Raw genomic sequence first — 18,732 nt, 5'->3', positions numbered from 1 at the left:
TACACGGTCTTTCATATCCATTTTCTTCATTTTGTAATTCACCATCAATTCCTTTGGAATGTACTCAATTTCCAACGGATATTATAGAAGAAAAAAATAAAGTCCAGTAAATAGAAAAGAAGCAGATGGCGTCCCATCTGCTTCTTCCGGAAGGCGTCCCTTCCAATATTGTTTTATCAATCAATTATTCTTGGATTGTAGCAACTACGCCAGCGCCTACAGTACGTCCACCCTCACGGATAGAGAATTTAGTACCTTCTTCGATAGCGATTGGAGCGATAAGTTCTACAGTCATTTCGATGTTGTCTCCAGGCATAACCATTTCTACGCCTTCAGGAAGGTTACAAATACCAGTTACGTCAGTTGTACGGAAGTAGAACTGAGGACGGTAGTTTGTAAAGAATGGAGTGTGACGTCCACCTTCTTCTTTAGAAAGAACATAAACTTCAGCTTTGAACTTTGTGTGTGGAGTGATTGTACCTGGTTTAGCAAGTACTTGTCCACGTTGGATATCTTCACGGGATACACCACGAAGAAGTGCACCGATGTTGTCACCAGCTTCAGCATAGTCAAGAAGTTTACGGAACATTTCAACACCTGTTACAGTTGTTGGTTTAGACTCTTCGTTGAAACCGATGATGTCAACAACGTCACCGACTTTAACTTGTCCACGCTCAACACGGCCAGTAGCAACTGTTCCACGACCAGTGATAGAGAATACATCCTCAACTGGCATCATGAATGGTTTTTCAGTGTCACGAGTAGGTTCTGGGATATACTCGTCAACAGCTGTCATTAATTCATGAATTTTTTCTTCCCAATCAGCTTCTCCTTGAAGAGCTTTTAGAGCAGAACCTTTGATAACTGGAATGTCATCGCCAGGGAATTCGTATTCAGATAGAAGATCACGGATTTCCATTTCTACTAATTCAAGAAGTTCTTCGTCATCAACCATGTCGCATTTGTTCATGAATACTACTAGGTATGGTACACCTACTTGACGAGAAAGAAGGATGTGCTCACGAGTTTGTGGCATTGGGCCATCAGCAGCAGATACTACTAAGATCCCGCCGTCCATTTGTGCAGCACCAGTGATCATGTTTTTAACATAGTCAGCATGTCCTGGGCAGTCAACGTGTGCATAGTGACGAGTAGCTGTTTCGTACTCAACGTGTGCAGTAGAGATTGTGATACCACGTTCTCTTTCTTCTGGAGCACCATCGATTTGGTCATAAGCGCGAGCTTCTGCTCCACCAGATTTAGCAAGTACAGTTGTGATTGCAGCAGTTAGAGTTGTTTTACCATGGTCAACGTGACCAATTGTTCCAACGTTAACGTGCGGTTTTGAACGATCAAATTTAGCTTTTCCCATTAGGAATTCCTCCTTAAAATTATAAATAAAAGATTAAGTATATAAGGGCTGTGAAAGAAGACTAATTCTTCCATCACAGCTTACATAAGATAGTTATACTTTAATAAGAGATGAAAATCAATTATTCACCTTTATTTTTTTTGATGATTTCTTCAGAAATGCTCTTAGGTACTTCTTCATAATGATCGAAGTGCATAGAGAACGTTCCGCGTCCTTGTGTGTTAGAACGTAGAGACGTAGCATATCCGAACATTTCAGATAGTGGAACCATCGCTTTAACCATTTGCGTGTTACCGCGAGCTTCCATACCTTCTACACGACCACGACGAGATGTGATATCTCCCATGATGTCGCCTAGATAATCTTCAGGAATAACTACTTCTACCTTCATGATTGGCTCAAGGATAACCGGTTTACATTTAGAAGCTGCATTTTTAAGTGCCATTGATGCAGCAATTTTAAATGCCATTTCGTTGGAGTCAACGTCATGGTAAGAACCGTCAAATAATTTCGCTTTGATGTCGACTAGCGGGTAACCAGCAAGTACACCACGGTCAAGTGAATCAACTAATCCAGCTTGTACAGCAGGGATATATTCACGTGGTACTACACCACCGACGATAGCATTTTCAAATTCGAATCCTTTACCTTCTTCGTTTGGACCAAATTCGATCCATACGTGTCCAAATTGTCCACGACCACCTGATTGGCGAACGAATTTACCTTCAACCTTAGCTGAACCACGGAAAGTTTCACGGTATGCTACTTGAGGAGCACCAACGTTTGCTTCCACTTTGAATTCGCGACGCATACGGTCAACAAGGATGTCCAAATGAAGTTCACCCATACCAGCGATGATCGTTTGACCAGTTTCTTGGTCAGTATGCGCACGGAATGTTGGATCTTCATCTTGTAGCTTTTGTAAAGCTTGAGACATTTTGTCTTGGTCTGCTTTTGATTTCGGTTCAACTGAAAGTGAAATAACTGGCTCTGGGAATACCATGGATTCAAGAATTACTTGGTTCTTGTCATCACATAGTGTATCTCCAGTTGTAGTATCTTTCAATCCAACAGCAGCAGCGATATCCCCTGCGTATACAGTTGATATTTCTTCACGGCTGTTTGCGTGCATTTGAAGGATACGTCCAATACGTTCACGTTTACCTTTAGTTGAATTGATTACATATGATCCTGATTCTAATGTACCTGAGTATACACGGAAGAATGTAAGTTTACCAACGTAAGGGTCAGTCATAACTTTAAACGCTAAAGCCGAGAACGGTTCAGCATCATCTGAATGACGCTCTACTTCTTCTTCTGAATCCGGAAGAGTACCTTTAATAGCTGGTACGTCCAATGGAGATGGAAGGAAGTCGATAACGTTATCAAGCATTAATTGAACACCTTTGTTTTTGAACGCAGATCCACAGATAACTGGGAAGAATTCAACGTTAACGGTTGCTGTACGAATAGCTGCTTTCAATTCAGCAATGCTGATTTCTTCGCCGCCAAGGTATTTTTCCATTAAGTCTTCATTAACTTCCGCTACTGCTTCAATAAGCTTTTCACGGTATTCTTCAGCTAATTCACGGTGTTCTTCAGGAATTTCACCAACACTGATATCAGTTCCTAGGTCATTACCATAGAAATGAGTTTTCATTTCAATAAGGTCGATGATTGCAGAGAATTGATCTTCAGCGCCGATTGGTAACTGAACTGGGTGAGCATTAGCTTGTAGACGGTCGATGATAGTTCCAACTGAGTAAAGGAAGTCAGCACCGATTTTGTCCATTTTATTTACGAATACGACACGTGGTACACCGTAAGTTGTAGCTTGGCGCCAAACTGTTTCAGTTTGAGGCTCAACACCTGATTGGGCATCAAGTACAGCTACAGCTCCATCAAGTACACGCAAAGAACGTTCAACTTCAACTGTGAAGTCTACGTGTCCTGGCGTATCGATGATGTTTACACGGTGACCTTTCCACTGTGCAGTTGTTGCAGCGGATGTGATCGTGATTCCGCGTTCTTGTTCCTGTTCCATCCAGTCCATTTGTGAAGCACCTTCATGCGTTTCACCAATTTTGTGGATTTTACCAGTGTAATAAAGAACACGTTCTGTTGTTGTCGTTTTACCAGCATCGATGTGAGCCATGATACCGATATTACGAGTGTTTGCTAAGGAGAACTCTCTTGCCATTTGTCTTTCTCCTTCCTTCTATAAGGATTTTATAGTGTTTGATTTTACCAACGATAATGAGCGAATGCTTTGTTAGCTTCAGCCATTTTGTGTGTATCTTCACGTTTCTTAACTGCTGCTCCAGTATTGTTAGCAGCATCCATGATTTCATAAGCTAAACGCTCTTCCATCGTTTTTTCTCCACGAAGGCGAGAGTAGTTTACTAACCAACGAAGTCCTAGAGTCGATTTACGGTCTGGACGCACCTCAACTGGTACTTGGTAGTTAGCTCCACCCACACGGCGTGCTTTTACTTCTAATACAGGCATGATGTTTTTAAGTGCTTGATCGAAAACTTCGATCGGCTCATTGCCAGTACGTTCTTTGATTAAATCAAATGCAGAGTAAAGAATTTTTTGTGATTTACCTCTTTGTCCATCAACCATTAATTTGTTGATTAAGCGAGTCACAAGTTTTGAATTATAAATCGGATCTGGTAATACGTCTCTTTTCGTTACAGGTCCTTTACGAGGCATTATATTTCCTCCTTTCAAGAAAGTTTAATTTTTGTTTAAGATTATTTTTTTGCTGCTTTCGGACGCTTAGTACCGTATTTAGAACGGCCTTGCATACGATTGTTAACTCCAGCAGTATCAAGAGCACCACGTACGATATGATAACGTACACCTGGTAAATCTTTTACACGACCGCCACGGATAAGAACCACGCTGTGTTCTTGTAGGTTGTGACCGATACCTGGGATATAAGCTGTTACCTCGATACCGTTTGTTAAACGTACACGCGCATATTTACGTAACGCGGAGTTTGGTTTTTTCGGTGTCATAGTACCCACACGAGTGCAAACACCACGTTTTTGCGGAGATGATACGTTAGTTTGAGCTTTTTTAAAGCTGTTGTAGCCTTTGTTAAGTGCTGGAGATTTTGATTTAACCTCTTTAGACTCGCGTCCTTTACGCACTAATTGATTAATAGTAGGCATTACATTTTTCCTCCCTTCACGTTTTCATTTCTAGTACCACACATCCAGGTGGTTCATAAATGGGTAAAAACAAAGTCTTTGCAAAAATAATTGCAAAAACATTTTTACTTTTTAATGGCAACAGTTGCTGCTCCGACATCAATACCACATGCTTTGCCAAGCATTCTCATCGAATCAACATATGTGATAGGAACATCCAATTCTTTAGCGGTCTCAACGACACGCCCAGTCAAGTATATATCTGCATCATCAGCGATGATAACTTCTTGAATTAAATTGTTTTTAAGAGCTCTAACTGCTTGTTTCGTCCCTATAATCACTGACTTTGCCTGTATTACTTTTTCATAAGACATGGTCCATATCCTCCAAAGTTACAGGGTAACATAGGAGCACCTTTGCTATAGTATCATTATTAGTCGGATACTGTCAACTTCTTTCAAAAAATAATTCTAGCAAAAGGTTTTCCTTACATAATTCCATTATATTTTCACTTTGCCTAAAGGGAATATATCGGTTCTCATACGGCTTCAGTCAGCCATGAGTAATAAGAGAGACCAGCTCAATAAATTCTGAGCCTTCAGCTCCAAGAACCCTGGAGTGCGGTTTTCAGTTTTACTTATTGAGCTGGTCCTTTATCTTTTAATCCACTGTTACTGTATCGGCACTTTCGTCACTGACAACGACAGGGTTTGCTTTTCTGTATCGAAGCATTCCTGTTCCTGCAGGGACAAGTTTACCGATGATGACATTCTCTTTAAGTCCAAGCAATTCATCACGTTTTCCTTTTATTGCTGCATCAGTCAAGACTCTAGTCGTTTCTTGGAATGAAGCGGCGGACAAGAAGGAATCAGTTTCTAGTGATGCTTTTGTGATACCTAGTAGTACAGGGCGTCCTGTAGCTGGTAATTTGTTAGTCAGCAATGCATCTGTGTTTGCTGTAGTAAACTGGTTAACATCCAATAATGTCCCTGGAAGCACTTCAGTTTCACCTGCATCAAGTACACGGACTTTACGCATCATTTGTCTAACCATTACCTCGATGTGTTTATCACCGATTTCAACCCCTTGCATCCGGTATACCTTTTGAACTTCATGAAGCAGGTATTCCTGCACAGTAAGTACATCTGTAACCTTCAGCAACTCTTTCGGATCGATAGAACCCTCTGTCAGCTCTTCACCGCGACGGACAGGAGTATCAACAGTTACTCTTAAGCGCGCTGTGTACGGTGCAGTATATGTGCGTGATTCAACTGCTCCTTGTACAACGATTTCCTGTTGTTTATCACGAATTTCGTTAATCGAAACGATCGTTCCTTCGATTTCGGAAATGACAGCTTGACCTTTAGGGTTTCTCGCTTCAAATATTTCTTGGATACGAGGAAGACCTTGAGTGATATCGTCCCCAGCAACCCCACCAGTATGGAATGTACGCATCGTTAACTGTGTACCAGGTTCACCGATTGATTGAGCGGCGATAATACCGACTGCTTCGCCCACTTCAACTTCTTGACCAGTAGCCAGGTTGCGTCCATAACATTTTTTACATACACCATGGCTGGTGTTACATGTAAAGGCAGAACGAATCCATGCTGTTTCAATTCCAAGTGATTCAATATAATTAGCAAGATCCTCAGTGATAAGGCCATTTTCAGGTACGATCACTTCGTTTGTTTCTGGATTTCTAATCGCTTTTCTTGCATAACGGCCTACTAGGCGCTCTTCAAGATGCTCAATTATTTCAGTACCCTCTCTCAAGGCTGAAATTTTCAAGCCGCGATCCGTTCCACAATCGTCATCACGGATGATGACATCTTGGGCAACGTCAACAAGTCGACGAGTAAGGTAACCGGAATCGGCTGTTTTAAGTGCTGTATCGGCAAGACCTTTACGTGCACCATGCGTGGAGATGAAATACTCCAACACTGTTAAACCTTCACGGAAACTTGATTTGATCGGTAATTCAATGATACGTCCAGCCGGGTTGGCCATCAAACCACGCATACCAGCAAGCTGCGTAAAGTTGGAAGCATTACCACGGGCACCGGAGTCACTCATCATGAAGATCGGGTTGCGTCGGTCCAGTGAGTCCATTAGTTTGGACTGGATGGTATCCTTAGCAGCACTCCAAATTGAGATAACACGATCATAACGCTCATCTTCAGTGATTAGACCACGTCTGAATTGTTTTAAGACGTTATCCACTTTTGTTTGAGCCTCAGTGATGATTTCTTGTTTTTCTTTTAAAACGACAATATCAGCCACACCAACGGTAATACCAGCTTTTGTCGAATATTTGAATCCAAGATCTTTCATCCGGTCAAGCATTTTGGATGTTTCGGTAATTTTAAAACGTTTAAAGACTTCCGCAATGATATTTCCAAGAATTTTTTTCTTGAATGGATCAATAGCAGGTTGAGCCTTAATCAATTCAGGGATATTAGCGCCCTTTTCCACAAAATATTTCTCTGGAGTTTTGGTTTCCAGATTATATCGTGTTGGTTCGTTAATATACGGGAATGATTTTGGTAAAATTTCATTGAAGATCAATTTACCGACAGTGGTAATTAGAAGTTGGCTGTTTTGCTCTTCAGTGAATGTTTCATTATTTAGTGAAGATGCATGTACGGCACAACGGGAATGCAAGTGTACATATCCGTTTTGGTATGCAAGTAATGCTTCACTTGTATCTTTAAAGATCATACCCTCACCGATTGCGCCTTCTCTTTCCAATGTTAAGTAATAGTTACCTAATACCATATCTTGAGAAGGTGTAACGACAGGTTTACCATCTTTAGGGTTCAAAATGTTCTGTGCTGCAAGCATAAGCATACGTGCTTCAGCTTGGGCTTCAGAAGATAAAGGAACGTGGACCGCCATTTGGTCACCGTCAAAGTCAGCGTTGTAAGCTGTACACACGAGCGGATGCAAACGAATTGCGCGACCTTCAACCAACGTTGGTTCAAAAGCTTGGATACCAAGTCTATGAAGAGTCGGTGCACGGTTCAATAGTACTGGATGTTCTCTAATTACTTCTTCTAGCACATCCCATATTTCAGGAGATAAACGTTCAATTTTACGTTTAGCAGACTTGATGTTATGCGCTAAACCTCTTTGAACAAGCTCCTTCATAACGAATGGCTTGAATAATTCAATCGCCATTTCTTTCGGAAGACCGCATTGGTACATCTTTAAGTTTGGTCCTACTACGATAACGGAACGGCCAGAATAATCAACACGTTTACCAAGAAGATTTTGACGGAAACGACCTTGTTTACCTTTTAGCATGTGAGATAAAGATTTTAACGGACGGTTACCAGGTCCAGTTACCGGACGGCCGCGACGGCCATTATCGATAAGAGCATCGACAGCTTCTTGCAGCATACGCTTCTCGTTTTGAACGATAATGCTTGGCGCTCCAAGGTCCAGTAATCTTTTCAAACGATTATTACGGTTGATAACACGGCGATATAAATCATTTAAATCAGATGTGGCAAAACGTCCACCATCAAGTTGAACCATAGGACGAAGTTCCGGTGGAATGACCGGAAGCACGTCAAGGATCATCCATGATGGCTCATTTCCGGAGTTACGGAATGCTTCAAGCACTTCCAAGCGTTTGATTGCACGGGTTCTGCGTTGTCCTTGAGCTGTTTTAAGCTCCTCTTTCAACGACTCTACTTCCTTTTCCGTATCAATATCTTGTAAAAGTTTTTTAATAGCTTCCGCACCCATGGCAGCTTGGAACTTCTTACCGTATTTTTCACGGTATGTACGATATTCCTTTTCAGAAAGAAGCTGTTTCTTTTCTAAAGTTGTATCGCCCGTTTCAGTTACTACGTAAGATGCAAAGTAAATAACTTCTTCCAATGCCCGTGGAGACATGTCAAGAACAAGTCCCATACGGCTAGGGATTCCTTTGAAATACCATATGTGTGAAACTGGAGCTGCCAGCTCAATATGACCCATACGCTCACGACGTACCTTAGCGCGAGTGACTTCAACGCCACAACGGTCACAGACTACGCCTTTATAACGAACACGTTTATATTTTCCGCAATGACATTCCCAGTCCTTTTGAGGACCAAAAATTCTCTCACAGAATAAACCGTCTTTTTCTGGCTTTAACGTACGATAGTTGATTGTTTCTGGTTTTTTAACTTCTCCATGGGACCAAGAACGAATCTTGTCTGGTGAAGCAAGACCAATTTTCATATACTCAAAATTATTAACGTCTAACAAGGGGCCTACCTCCCTTTTAATCTCCAGGTTTAACCCTTGATTGCCGTCAAGTATCAGGCAATCATACACCGGATGATGGTTGATTGAATCAATAAGGCTCTAACAAGGCAGCATGATCTTCAAAGAAACATCTTGCTGCCAGTCAGAGCGGGTAATATATAACTAGATATGTTTATATTTAATTTTATTCTTTGACAGGTGCTCCTACTTCGGAAGCAACCATATCTTTAGTTTCTGAATCAAGGCTTAATTTGTCTGCTTGGTTGGCTTCTTCTTCATCTTCCAAATCTCGCATTTCGATTTCACGATCTTCGGCATTAAGAATTTTAACATCCAATCCTAAACTTTGAAGTTCCTTAATCAATACTTTGAAGGACTCAGGAACACCTGGTTCAGGGACATTTTCACCTTTGACAATCGCTTCGTACGTTTTAACACGACCTACGACATCATCTGATTTAACGGTTAAGATTTCTTGTAATGTATAAGCAGCACCATAAGCTTCAAGTGCCCATACTTCCATCTCACCAAAACGCTGTCCACCAAATTGCGCTTTACCACCAAGTGGTTGCTGCGTAACAAGGGAGTAAGGTCCAGTTGAACGTGCATGAAGTTTATCATCGACCATATGTGCCAGTTTGATCATATACATGACACCAACGGATACACGGTTATCGAATGCTTCACCTGAACGGCCATCGTAAAGGACGGTTTTTGCATCACGGGACATCCCGGCTTCTTCAATCGTACTCCAAACATCTTCCTCAGTAGCACCATCAAATACAGGAGATGCTACATGAATGCCAAGTGCGCGTGCAGCCATACCTAAGTGAAGCTCCAACACCTGACCGATGTTCATACGTGAAGGTACACCCAATGGGTTTAACATGATGTCGACTGGAGTGCCATCTGGTAAATAAGGCATATCTTCCTCAGGAAGGATCCTGGAGATTACCCCTTTGTTACCATGTCGTCCAGCCATTTTATCGCCTTCATGGATTTTACGTTTTTGTACAATATATACACGTGCAAGTTGGTTTACACCAGGAGGAAGTTCATCGCCATCTTCTCTGTTAAATACTTTAACATCAAGAACGATTCCACCGCCGCCGTGAGGTACACGAAGTGATGTATCTCTTACTTCACGTGCTTTTTCACCGAAGATTGCATGTAATAAACGTTCCTCAGCAGTCAATTCCGTTACACCTTTAGGCGTGACTTTACCAACTAGAAGGTCTCCGTCTTTTACTTCTGCACCAACACGGATAATTCCGCGCTCATCAAGATTACGAAGCGCATCTTCCCCTACATTAGGGATATCACGAGTGATTTCTTCAGGCCCTAATTTTGTATCGCGTGATTCAGATTCATATTCTTCAATATGAATAGAAGTGTACACATCATCTTTAACCAATCGTTCGCTCATGATGATGGCATCCTCATAGTTATATCCATCCCATGTCATGAAGGCAACCAATACGTTACGTCCAAGTGCTAACTCACCTTTTTCCATTGAAGGACCATCAGCAAGAATCTCACCTTTGACAACGTTGTCGCCAACACTGACGATAGGGCGTTGATTATAGCACGTCCCTTGGTTAGAACGAATGAATTTTAATAGACGGTATTTATCAAGATTTCCTTTTACTTGCTGTCCGTCAACTTCACTTACCCTGCGTACCCATACTTCACGTGATTCCACGTGTTCTACAATACCTGGGTGTTTACAGATGACAGCAGCACCGGAGTCTTTCGCTGAAACATATTCCATGCCCGTTCCGACACGAGGAGCTTCCGGTTGTAGCAAAGGCACTGCTTGACGTTGCATGTTCGCTCCCATAAGTGCACGGTTGGAGTCATCATTTTCCAAGAAAGGAATACATGCTGTCGCAGCAGATACAACTTGTTTAGGAGATACATCCATGTAGTCAACGCGGTCACGCGGAACAACGGTATTTTCACCGCGGAAACGTGCAACAACATCATTGTCAAGGAATGATCCGTCATCTGATAGACGTACATTCGCTTGGGCAACTACATAGTTATCTTCCTCATCAGCTGTTAAGTAATCGATTTGGCTTGTAATTCGACCAGTTTCAGGGTCCACACGACGATACGGTGTTTCAATGAAGCCATATGGGTTCACTTTTGCAAAACTGGATAATGAGTTAATCAAACCAATATTCGGTCCCTCTGGCGTTTCAATCGGACACATACGGCCATAGTGGGAATAATGAACGTCACGCACTTCAAATCCAGCACGCTCACGTGTCAAACCACCAGGCCCTAATGCAGATAGACGACGTTTATGCGTCAATTCAGCCAACGGGTTCGTTTGATCCATGAATTGAGAAAGCTGTGAGCTTCCAAAGAACTCTTTAATGGATGCAATGACCGGGCGAATGTTAATTAGTTGCTGCGGAGTGATTGTATTCGTATCCTGAATTGACATTCTTTCACGAACGACACGCTCCATACGAGATAAACCAATTCTGAATTGGTTTTGCAGCAATTCACCAACAGAACGCAGACGACGGTTACCTAAATGGTCAATGTCATCCGTGATTCCCACACCATGCAGTAAATTAAAGAAATAACTAATAGAAGAAATGATATCAGCCGGTGTAATGTTTTTGACCTGGTCGGTCACATAGGCATTACCGATGATATTGATCACTTTTTCGCCTTCAGCATCGTTTGGTGCAAACACTTTAATAGGTTGAAGAAGAGTTTCTTCTTCTACTACACCACCTGATGGATGGAATGTTTTGAATCCGATTCCAGCTTCGATATGAGGCAGAATCCTATCAAGAGTCCGACGATCAAGCATTGTGCCTTTTTCCACGATGATTTCTCCTGTTTCAGGATCAATCAAGGTCTCTGCAATACGCTGACCGAATAAACGGTTCTTAATATGCAGTTTTTTGTTTATTTTATAACGACCTACATTTGCTAAATCATAACGTTTTGGATCAAAAAAGCGGGATACTAAAAGACTTTTCGCGTTATCGACAGTAGGTGGTTCACCTGGGCGCAGACGCTCATAGATTTCTAGCAATGCTTTTTCTACACTCTCAGTGTTATCCTTTTCAAGAGTGTTGCGAAGGTATTCGTTGTCACCAATCAAATCAATGATTTCTTGATCTGTTCCGAATCCAAGGGCACGCATCAATACCGTGATAGGCAATTTCCTAGTGCGATCGATTCGAACATACACAACATCCTTGGCGTCTGTTTCATACTCAAGCCATGCACCACGGTTAGGAATAACGGTCGCAGAGAATCCAAGCTTACCGTTTTTATCCATTTTACCATTGTAGTAAACACTCGGTGAGCGCACTAATTGGGATACAATTACCCGTTCAGCACCATTGATTACAAATGTACCTGTTTCAGTCATCAGCGGGAAGTCGCCCATAAATACATCCTGGTCTTTCACTTCCCCTGTTTCTTTGTTAACAAGGCGCACTTTCACTCGAAGTGGTGCAGAATACGTAACATCGCGTTCTTTTGTTTCTTCTACAGAATACTTCGGCTCAGCTAAGCTGTAATCGATGAATTCTAACGATAAATTACCTGTAAAATCCTCAATAGGAGAAATATCCTGGAACATTTCCTTTAAACCTACATCTAGAAACCATTGATAAGAAGCTGTTTGAATTTCAATCAGATTCGGAAGATCCAAAACCTCACTGATTCTTGCATAACTTCTACGTTGGCGGTGTCGTCCATACTGAACAAGTTGACCTGTCAACTGATTCACCCCTTAAATCAAGCGTTATAAGGATCCAATTGCCTCGGAAAAGGAATCATTTCCATAGACAAAAAGAAAATGGTTTTTATTTTAAAAACCACTATTTCTCATAAAACGAACTATTATTTATATATTTTTCCCATATTATCCATTGGTTATACACCAATGGTATAAAAATTGCATAGTTACGGAATTATATATATGCATTTTATAATACTAACATAGCGAAAATTTAGAGTCAAACCTTTTTGGATAATAGTATATAGTAACCTTTTTTCTTAACGGGCACTTCAATATTTCCAAATAATTGCTCCATTTTATCCATAGCGGATGGAGCTCCTTGTTTTTTTTGAATGACAACCCATAATTCTCCACCAGCTACCAAACTGCGATAGCCTTCTTCTAAAATTTCGTGGACTACACTTTTGCCTGCGCGAATGGGAGGGTTCGTAAGAATTGCCGCGAATTGATTGGAGCCAACTTTGTCAAAACGATCACTTTCGTAAATCTTCACATTTGCAATCCCATTAGAAGCGGCATTCTCTTTTGACAATTCAACTGCCCGGCTATTTATATCAATCATTTCTATCGTTCTATCGGGATAAGCTGCCGCAATCGATATTCCGATTGGTCCATAACCGCAACCAACATCAAGAATATCTCCTTCCACAGCTTCATCAAGGTTAAAACTCTCAACCAAAAGACGCGAACCGAAATCAACTTCTTTTTTCGAAAAAACACCATTATCACTTTTGAAGCGAAAGGTACGTCCCTTTAATGTAAAATCCCAAAATTTCGGATTGCTTACGACATCCGGTTTATGTGAGTAGTAATGCTCTGTCAGAGTCATCTCCCCCTATCAGAAAGGAATATTGAAGATTTATTGAGAGAAGAGATTTGAAGAATGGATACTTGCATGCCGGAATGTTTGAATTACGAAACCTTTTTAATCAAACCATTAACGGCAAATTTCCATCATTTCTTTAAAATGAAGAGAAAAAAGCCCGCCAGTGATAGCGAGCTTTTTGTTTATGCAAGATTACTTAACTTCAACGCCAGCTCCAACTTCTTCAAGTTTAGCTTTAACTTCTTCAGCTTCTTCTTTAGAAGCGCCTTCTTTGATTGCTTTTGGAGTGTTGTCAACAAGTTCTTTTGCTTCTTTAAGTCCAAGACCTGTAACTTCACGTACAGCTTTGATAACTTTGATTTTTTGATCTCCAGCAGATGTAAGGATTACATCAAACTCAGTTTTTTCTTCAGCAGCAGCGCCACCAGCAGCAGCTACAGCTACAGGTGCAGCAGCAGTTACGCCAAATTCTTCTTCGATTGCTTTTACAAGGTCGTTTAATTCTAAAACAGTCATATTTTTAACTGCTTCAATGATTTGATCTTTAGTCATTATTATTTCCTCCTCGAAATGGTTGGTTTTTTTTTGAATCAGCAGGCTATATAAGCGGTTAGCTTACGCGCCTTGTTCTTCTTTTTGCTCTGCAACAGCTTTTGTAGCAAGAGCAAGTCCGCGCATAGGTGCTTGTAGCACGCTGAGTAGCATTGAAAGTAGGCCTTCGCGTGAAGGTAGTTCTGCAAGAGCTTTAATTTCTTCAGCAGTTGCAACATTTCCTTCGATAACTCCAGCTTTGATTTCTAACGCTTCATGTTTTTTCGCAAAATCGTTAAGGATTTTTGCTGGCGCAATAACATCTTCAGTTGAGAATGCAATTGCGTTTGGTCCTGTTAATGATTCGTTCAAAGCGCTAAGTTCAGCACTTTCCGCAGCACGGCGAGTCATAGAGTTCTTGTAAACTTTAAACTCAACGCCAGCATCACGAAGTTGCTTACGAAGTTCTGTTAATTCAGCAACAGTCAATCCACGGTAGTCAACAACTACTGTTGATTGGCTTGCAGTTAATTTATCAGTAATCTCAGCAACGATTTTTTGCTTTTGTTCAATAATTGCGTTCATCCTTACACCTCCTGTAGATTTGCTTGAAAACATTTATACCGTTTCAAAGAAAAAGCCTTCATCTCTATTGCAGACATGAAGGCAGTAATTTCAAAAGTCATAGTCAAGGACTATTATTATCGAATTACCTCGGCAGGGAATTAAGCTCGCATGGAGCACCTACTGTCTACGGTACAAATGATATTCATTTATTCACAACAAAACTTATTATAACAATAATAGTTTTGGAATGTCAATTATTTATTGAAAGTAGAAGGATCAACTTTCACGCCAGGGCCCATTGTAGTTGTTACAGAAACGTTTTTCATGTAAGTTCCTTTAGCAGCCGCAGGTTTAACTTTCATTAATGTATCATAGATAGTAGTGAAGTTTTCCACTAGTTTAGCATCCTCGAAAGATACTTTACCGATTGGAGCATGGATGTTTCCAGCTTTATCTACGCGGTATTCAACTTTACCAGCCTTGATTTCATTAACAGCTTTTGTTACGTCGAATGTTACTGTGCCAGTTTTAGGGTTAGGCATTAAACCTTTAGGTCCTAACACACGGCCAAGTTTACCAACTTCACCCATCATGTCTGGAGTCGCAACGATTACATCGAATTCGAACCATCCTTGTTGGATTTTGTTGATGAAGTCAGATTCGCCAACGTAGTCAGCACCAGCAGCTTCCGCTTCTTTTGCTTTTTCGCCTTTAGCGAATACTAATACGCGTTGAGTTTTACCAGTACCATTCGGTAGAACAACTGCTCCACGAATTTGTTGGTCAGCTTTCTTAGGGTCTACGCCTAAACGGAAAGCCACTTCAACAGTTGCATCGAATTTTGCGAAGTTAGCCTTTTTAGCAACTTCGATTGCTTCAGTTACAGCATAAGCCTTAGAAACTTCTACAAGCTTAGCTGCTTCAAGATACTTTTTACCTTTTTTCGCCATGATATAAATCCTCCTAAATTGTGGTTTTAACGGAATAACCTCCCACGAATAAAGGTTGCGAGTATCAATCGCAACCCCGTAGAAACAAATAGCAATTACATGGATCAGTCTTCGATGACAATCCCCATGCTGCGAGCAGTACCTTCAACCATACGCATTGCAGCTTCAACGTTTGCAGCGTTTAGGTCAGGCATTTTAGTTTCAGCAATCTCGCGCACTTGATCACGCTTGACTGTAGCAACTTTTTTACGGTTAGGTTCACCAGAACCAGACTCGATACCAGCTACTTTCTTAAGCAATACTGCAGCCGGTGGAGTTTTTGTAATGAATGTAAATGAACGGTCTTCAAATACCGTGATTTCAACAGGAATAATTAGACCAGCTTGATCTGCTGTACGAGCGTTGAACTCCTTACAGAATCCCATGATGTTTACACCAGCTTGACCTAATGCAGGACCGACTGGCGGTGCCGGATTCGCTTTACCAGCAGGAATTTGCAATTTAACCATTTTAATTACTTTTTTAGCCACGAGACACACCTCCTTATAAGTCCGTGATGTGGTAATAGGGGTATACCCTCCCACTCATCTTGAATTCTTTATATATTAATAAAGAATGCTTGTATCGTTGAGGCCTAAAAATTGAAACATACTGACCTTTGAAATTTTACCACTTTCAAAAGGCAATTTCAAGTTTTTTTCCGTTTATAATTTTTCCACTTGATTAAAATCAAGTTCAACCGGTGTATCACGGCCAAACATATTGACTAGGACCCTTACTTTACCTTTATCTTTATCAAGTTCTTCAATCGGTCCTGCAAATGTTGCAAAAGGTCCTTCTTTAACTTGAACGGTATCGCCGATTTCAAAATCAACTTCGAATTTACTTTCATCTACGCCCATTCGTTTAAGAACGACTTCAATTTCTTCCGGTAGCAACGCAGTCGGTTTTGACCCAGCTCCAGATGAACCTACGAAACCTGTTACACCAGGTGTATTCCGGACTACATACCAAGAATCATCAGTCATGATGATCTCAACTAATACATAACCTGGAAATACTTTCTTTTTGGTCACTTTCTTTTTGCCATCTTTAATTTCCGTTTCTTCTTCTTCTGGAACTACAACGCGAAAGATCTTATCTTCCATCCCCATAGTTTCAACACGTTTTTCCAAGTTAGCCTTAACTTTGTTCTCGTAACCTGAATAGGTGTGAACTACATACCAATTCTTTTCCATGTGTTAGGACTTTAAAGTCCTTCCCTCCCTGCAATCAATCATTTTCTTTATTAATCTTTATCTTTGAACGTTTTAGCCAAAAAGCCAATTCCAGCGTTATCCCGGCTTAACTAGAATATATTGTGATGATTCATATTACAGCAGTGCTCGATTTGGAACTTCTTCACTTCTTAAAAAAGACAAATTAAAAAACCCGTTTCCGGGCTTTTCTGCTGACACATATTATTCTATCACTATTATACCTTATTTTCGAATCTCTTATTCAATAACTAAGCGAATTAATTCGGAAATGCCCAAATCGACCACTGTAAAGAAAAAAGCCATAAACAATACAGTCGTTACTACCACGATTGTATATTTGGTAAGCTCCTTGCGTTTCGGCCAGCTTACTTTTTGCATTTCGCGAGCGACACCGCTGAAAAATTCGGTAAAACGTTTCATGAATGTACCTCCAAGCATTAGAAGCTTCTGTCAATCTATTTATAAAACAGTTATTTCGTTTCTTTATGAATCGAGTGTGAATTGCACGTACTGCAAAATTTCTTGATTTCCAGGCGTTCGCCGCTTGTCGATTGTTTGCTCTCATAACTATAATTTCTTGAACCGCAATCAATGCAGGCAAGAACTATTTTTTTTCGCATTAGATACACCTATCCTATCTACTATATCCATAAAACCTTATCACGGCTGTCTTTTATTGTCAATATCAAAGCAGATTTAGCCCATTATGGATACCGGAAATCAAAATATCGGTTTCTTAACATAGTGAATAATAAACTACCATGCGGAGAAGGGACAGATGAAATTAAGCGGAAAAAGCGGAGGGATTATAAACTGATTTCCCTTACTTCCAGATAGCGCTCGAGCTTTCTTTTCACCCGCTGAAGGGCGTTGTCGATTGACTTAACATGCCGGTTCAACTCTTCCGAAATTTCTTGGTAGGTTTGTCCATCCAGGTAAAGAGCTAACACTTTTCTCTCAAGATCACTCAGGAGCTCAGCCATCTTTAATTCGATATCGTCAAACTCTTCTTGGTTGATGATCAGTTCTTCCGGGTCCAAAACTTTCGTACCCGATATTATATCCATTAGAGTTCGGTCCGATTCCTCATCATAAATGGGTTTGTCCAGGGAAACATAGGAATTGAGCGGAATATGTTTTTGACGTGTTGCTGTTTTGATAGCTGTAATGATTTGCCTCGTAATGCACAGTTCTGCAAATGCTTTAAAGGAAGATAACTTATCCCCTTTAAAATCACGGACGGCTTTATATAAACCAATCATACCTTCTTGCACGATGTCTTCCTTATCTGCACCAATTAAGAAATAAGTCCTTGCCTTTGCTCTAACAAAATTACGATACTTTTGGATCAAATAATCCAGCGCTTCACTGTCTCCAGTGTGTACCAACCCTATCAATTCATCATCCTCAAACTGCAGATACTTTTCGTTCAGTTTCATTCCGAATTTGAGACCCACATTATATCCCCCTGACCTGACTCAGATAGAAATATTATACAGCAGGTAAAATTTACCCGTCAATGGTTCAAATTTTACCCCGGCGCCACTTTTCGAAAATTTCTGCCACTTCTTCACTCAAAGGAATTTTAGCTGCAGGTTTTATCGTCGTTGTTTTTCTTACATCTTTCTTGATTTCCCCTTGAATTTCTTCCATTTCAATAAGCAATTCACGAGCAGATTTCCTTAGAGCCCCTTGGCCAAAGATCACCCACTGTTCTGTGAAGTCAGAGGTTGCTACTTGAATTTGCGTTTTGACGTTATTCAGTTGAATGGCCATCTTTTCTATTCTTTCATCGGCAGTCTCATTTTCTTTTGTAAAAATTACGTCAACTTTGTGATTTTTGAATATACGGGCAATTCCCTGAACGTATTGAGCATCAAATACGATAATTACACGGTATCCGGTAAATGCTTGATATTCCGCCATCATTTCAATCAACCGGTCTCTTGCAGCAGCAAGATCCCTTTCTTTTAATTCTCTCAGTTCCGGCCAGGCTCCTATAATGTTATAACCGTCCACCAACAGAATATTCAT

The 18,732-nt window shown here is 40.8% G+C and carries 17 protein-coding genes and 1 other annotated feature; all 17 genes read right to left on the bottom strand.

The window, feature by feature from the left end; genetic code table 11:
* Positions 1-184 precede the first annotated feature (184 nt).
* Complete coding sequence (gene tuf, locus ACQKKK_RS22750) at positions 185-1,372, bottom strand: elongation factor Tu (RefSeq protein ID WP_427619322.1); 1,188 nt, start codon at positions 1,370-1,372, stop codon at positions 185-187.
* A 121-nt stretch (positions 1,373-1,493) separates the two neighbouring features.
* Complete coding sequence (gene fusA / locus ACQKKK_RS22745; RefSeq protein ID WP_427619320.1) at positions 1,494-3,572, bottom strand: elongation factor G; 2,079 nt, start codon at positions 3,570-3,572, stop codon at positions 1,494-1,496.
* 44 nt (positions 3,573-3,616) lie between these two features.
* The gene (gene rpsG, locus ACQKKK_RS22740) at positions 3,617-4,087 is read right to left on the bottom strand and encodes a 30S ribosomal protein S7 (RefSeq protein ID WP_048677878.1); all 471 of its coding nucleotides are present in this window, start codon (positions 4,085-4,087) and stop codon (positions 3,617-3,619) included.
* A 41-nt stretch (positions 4,088-4,128) separates the two neighbouring features.
* Entirely contained in the window at positions 4,129-4,551 is a 423-nt protein-coding gene (gene rpsL, locus ACQKKK_RS22735; RefSeq protein ID WP_061440379.1) for a 30S ribosomal protein S12, read from the bottom strand.
* A gap of 104 nt (positions 4,552-4,655) precedes the next feature.
* Positions 4,656-4,904 (bottom strand): 50S ribosomal protein L7ae-like protein, encoded by a 249-nt coding sequence (locus ACQKKK_RS22730; protein WP_034305040.1) that lies wholly within the window; start codon positions 4,902-4,904, stop codon positions 4,656-4,658.
* A 286-nt stretch (positions 4,905-5,190) separates the two neighbouring features.
* The gene (gene rpoC, locus ACQKKK_RS22725; protein WP_427619317.1) at positions 5,191-8,790 is read right to left on the bottom strand and encodes a DNA-directed RNA polymerase subunit beta'; all 3,600 of its coding nucleotides are present in this window, start codon (positions 8,788-8,790) and stop codon (positions 5,191-5,193) included.
* 184 nt (positions 8,791-8,974) lie between these two features.
* The gene (rpoB, locus tag ACQKKK_RS22720) at positions 8,975-12,544 is read right to left on the bottom strand and encodes a DNA-directed RNA polymerase subunit beta (RefSeq protein WP_427619315.1); all 3,570 of its coding nucleotides are present in this window, start codon (positions 12,542-12,544) and stop codon (positions 8,975-8,977) included.
* A 238-nt stretch (positions 12,545-12,782) separates the two neighbouring features.
* A complete protein-coding gene (locus ACQKKK_RS22715; protein WP_427619361.1) occupies positions 12,783-13,388 on the bottom strand; it encodes a class I SAM-dependent methyltransferase in 606 nt (201 codons plus the stop codon).
* Positions 13,389-13,583: 195 nt separating this feature from the next.
* Positions 13,584-13,943, bottom strand: coding sequence for a 50S ribosomal protein L7/L12 (gene rplL, locus ACQKKK_RS22710; RefSeq protein ID WP_427590306.1), 360 nt, complete (start codon positions 13,941-13,943; stop codon positions 13,584-13,586).
* Between the two features lie 63 nt (positions 13,944-14,006).
* The gene (gene rplJ, locus ACQKKK_RS22705) at positions 14,007-14,507 is read right to left on the bottom strand and encodes a 50S ribosomal protein L10 (protein WP_427619314.1); all 501 of its coding nucleotides are present in this window, start codon (positions 14,505-14,507) and stop codon (positions 14,007-14,009) included.
* A gap of 39 nt (positions 14,508-14,546) precedes the next feature.
* Positions 14,547-14,697 (bottom strand) — a sequence feature (ribosomal protein L10 leader region).
* A gap of 46 nt (positions 14,698-14,743) precedes the next feature.
* Entirely contained in the window at positions 14,744-15,439 is a 696-nt protein-coding gene (gene rplA / locus ACQKKK_RS22700) for a 50S ribosomal protein L1 (protein ID WP_061440375.1), read from the bottom strand.
* A gap of 104 nt (positions 15,440-15,543) precedes the next feature.
* The gene (gene rplK / locus ACQKKK_RS22695; protein WP_053349074.1) at positions 15,544-15,969 is read right to left on the bottom strand and encodes a 50S ribosomal protein L11; all 426 of its coding nucleotides are present in this window, start codon (positions 15,967-15,969) and stop codon (positions 15,544-15,546) included.
* Positions 15,970-16,143: 174 nt separating this feature from the next.
* Positions 16,144-16,677, bottom strand: a complete 534-nt coding sequence (gene nusG / locus ACQKKK_RS22690; RefSeq protein ID WP_427619312.1) for a transcription termination/antitermination protein NusG — start codon at positions 16,675-16,677, stop codon at positions 16,144-16,146.
* A gap of 258 nt (positions 16,678-16,935) precedes the next feature.
* On the bottom strand, positions 16,936-17,118 hold the full coding sequence (secE, locus tag ACQKKK_RS22685; protein ID WP_061440373.1) for a preprotein translocase subunit SecE: 183 nt from the start codon (positions 17,116-17,118) through the stop codon (positions 16,936-16,938).
* A gap of 50 nt (positions 17,119-17,168) precedes the next feature.
* The gene (rpmG, locus tag ACQKKK_RS22680) at positions 17,169-17,318 is read right to left on the bottom strand and encodes a 50S ribosomal protein L33 (protein WP_081108654.1); all 150 of its coding nucleotides are present in this window, start codon (positions 17,316-17,318) and stop codon (positions 17,169-17,171) included.
* A 186-nt stretch (positions 17,319-17,504) separates the two neighbouring features.
* Positions 17,505-18,137 (bottom strand): RNA polymerase sporulation sigma factor SigH, encoded by a 633-nt coding sequence (sigH, locus tag ACQKKK_RS22675; RefSeq protein ID WP_094246690.1) that lies wholly within the window; start codon positions 18,135-18,137, stop codon positions 17,505-17,507.
* Positions 18,138-18,222: 85 nt separating this feature from the next.
* Positions 18,223-18,732 (bottom strand): NYN domain-containing protein, encoded by a 510-nt coding sequence (locus ACQKKK_RS22670; RefSeq protein ID WP_427619311.1) that lies wholly within the window; start codon positions 18,730-18,732, stop codon positions 18,223-18,225.

Source organism: Peribacillus sp. NPDC006672 (genome assembly GCF_050274955.1).
Classification (GTDB): domain Bacteria; phylum Bacillota; class Bacilli; order Bacillales; family DSM-1321; genus Peribacillus.
This window is presented reverse-complemented; position numbering and strand designations above follow the sequence as displayed.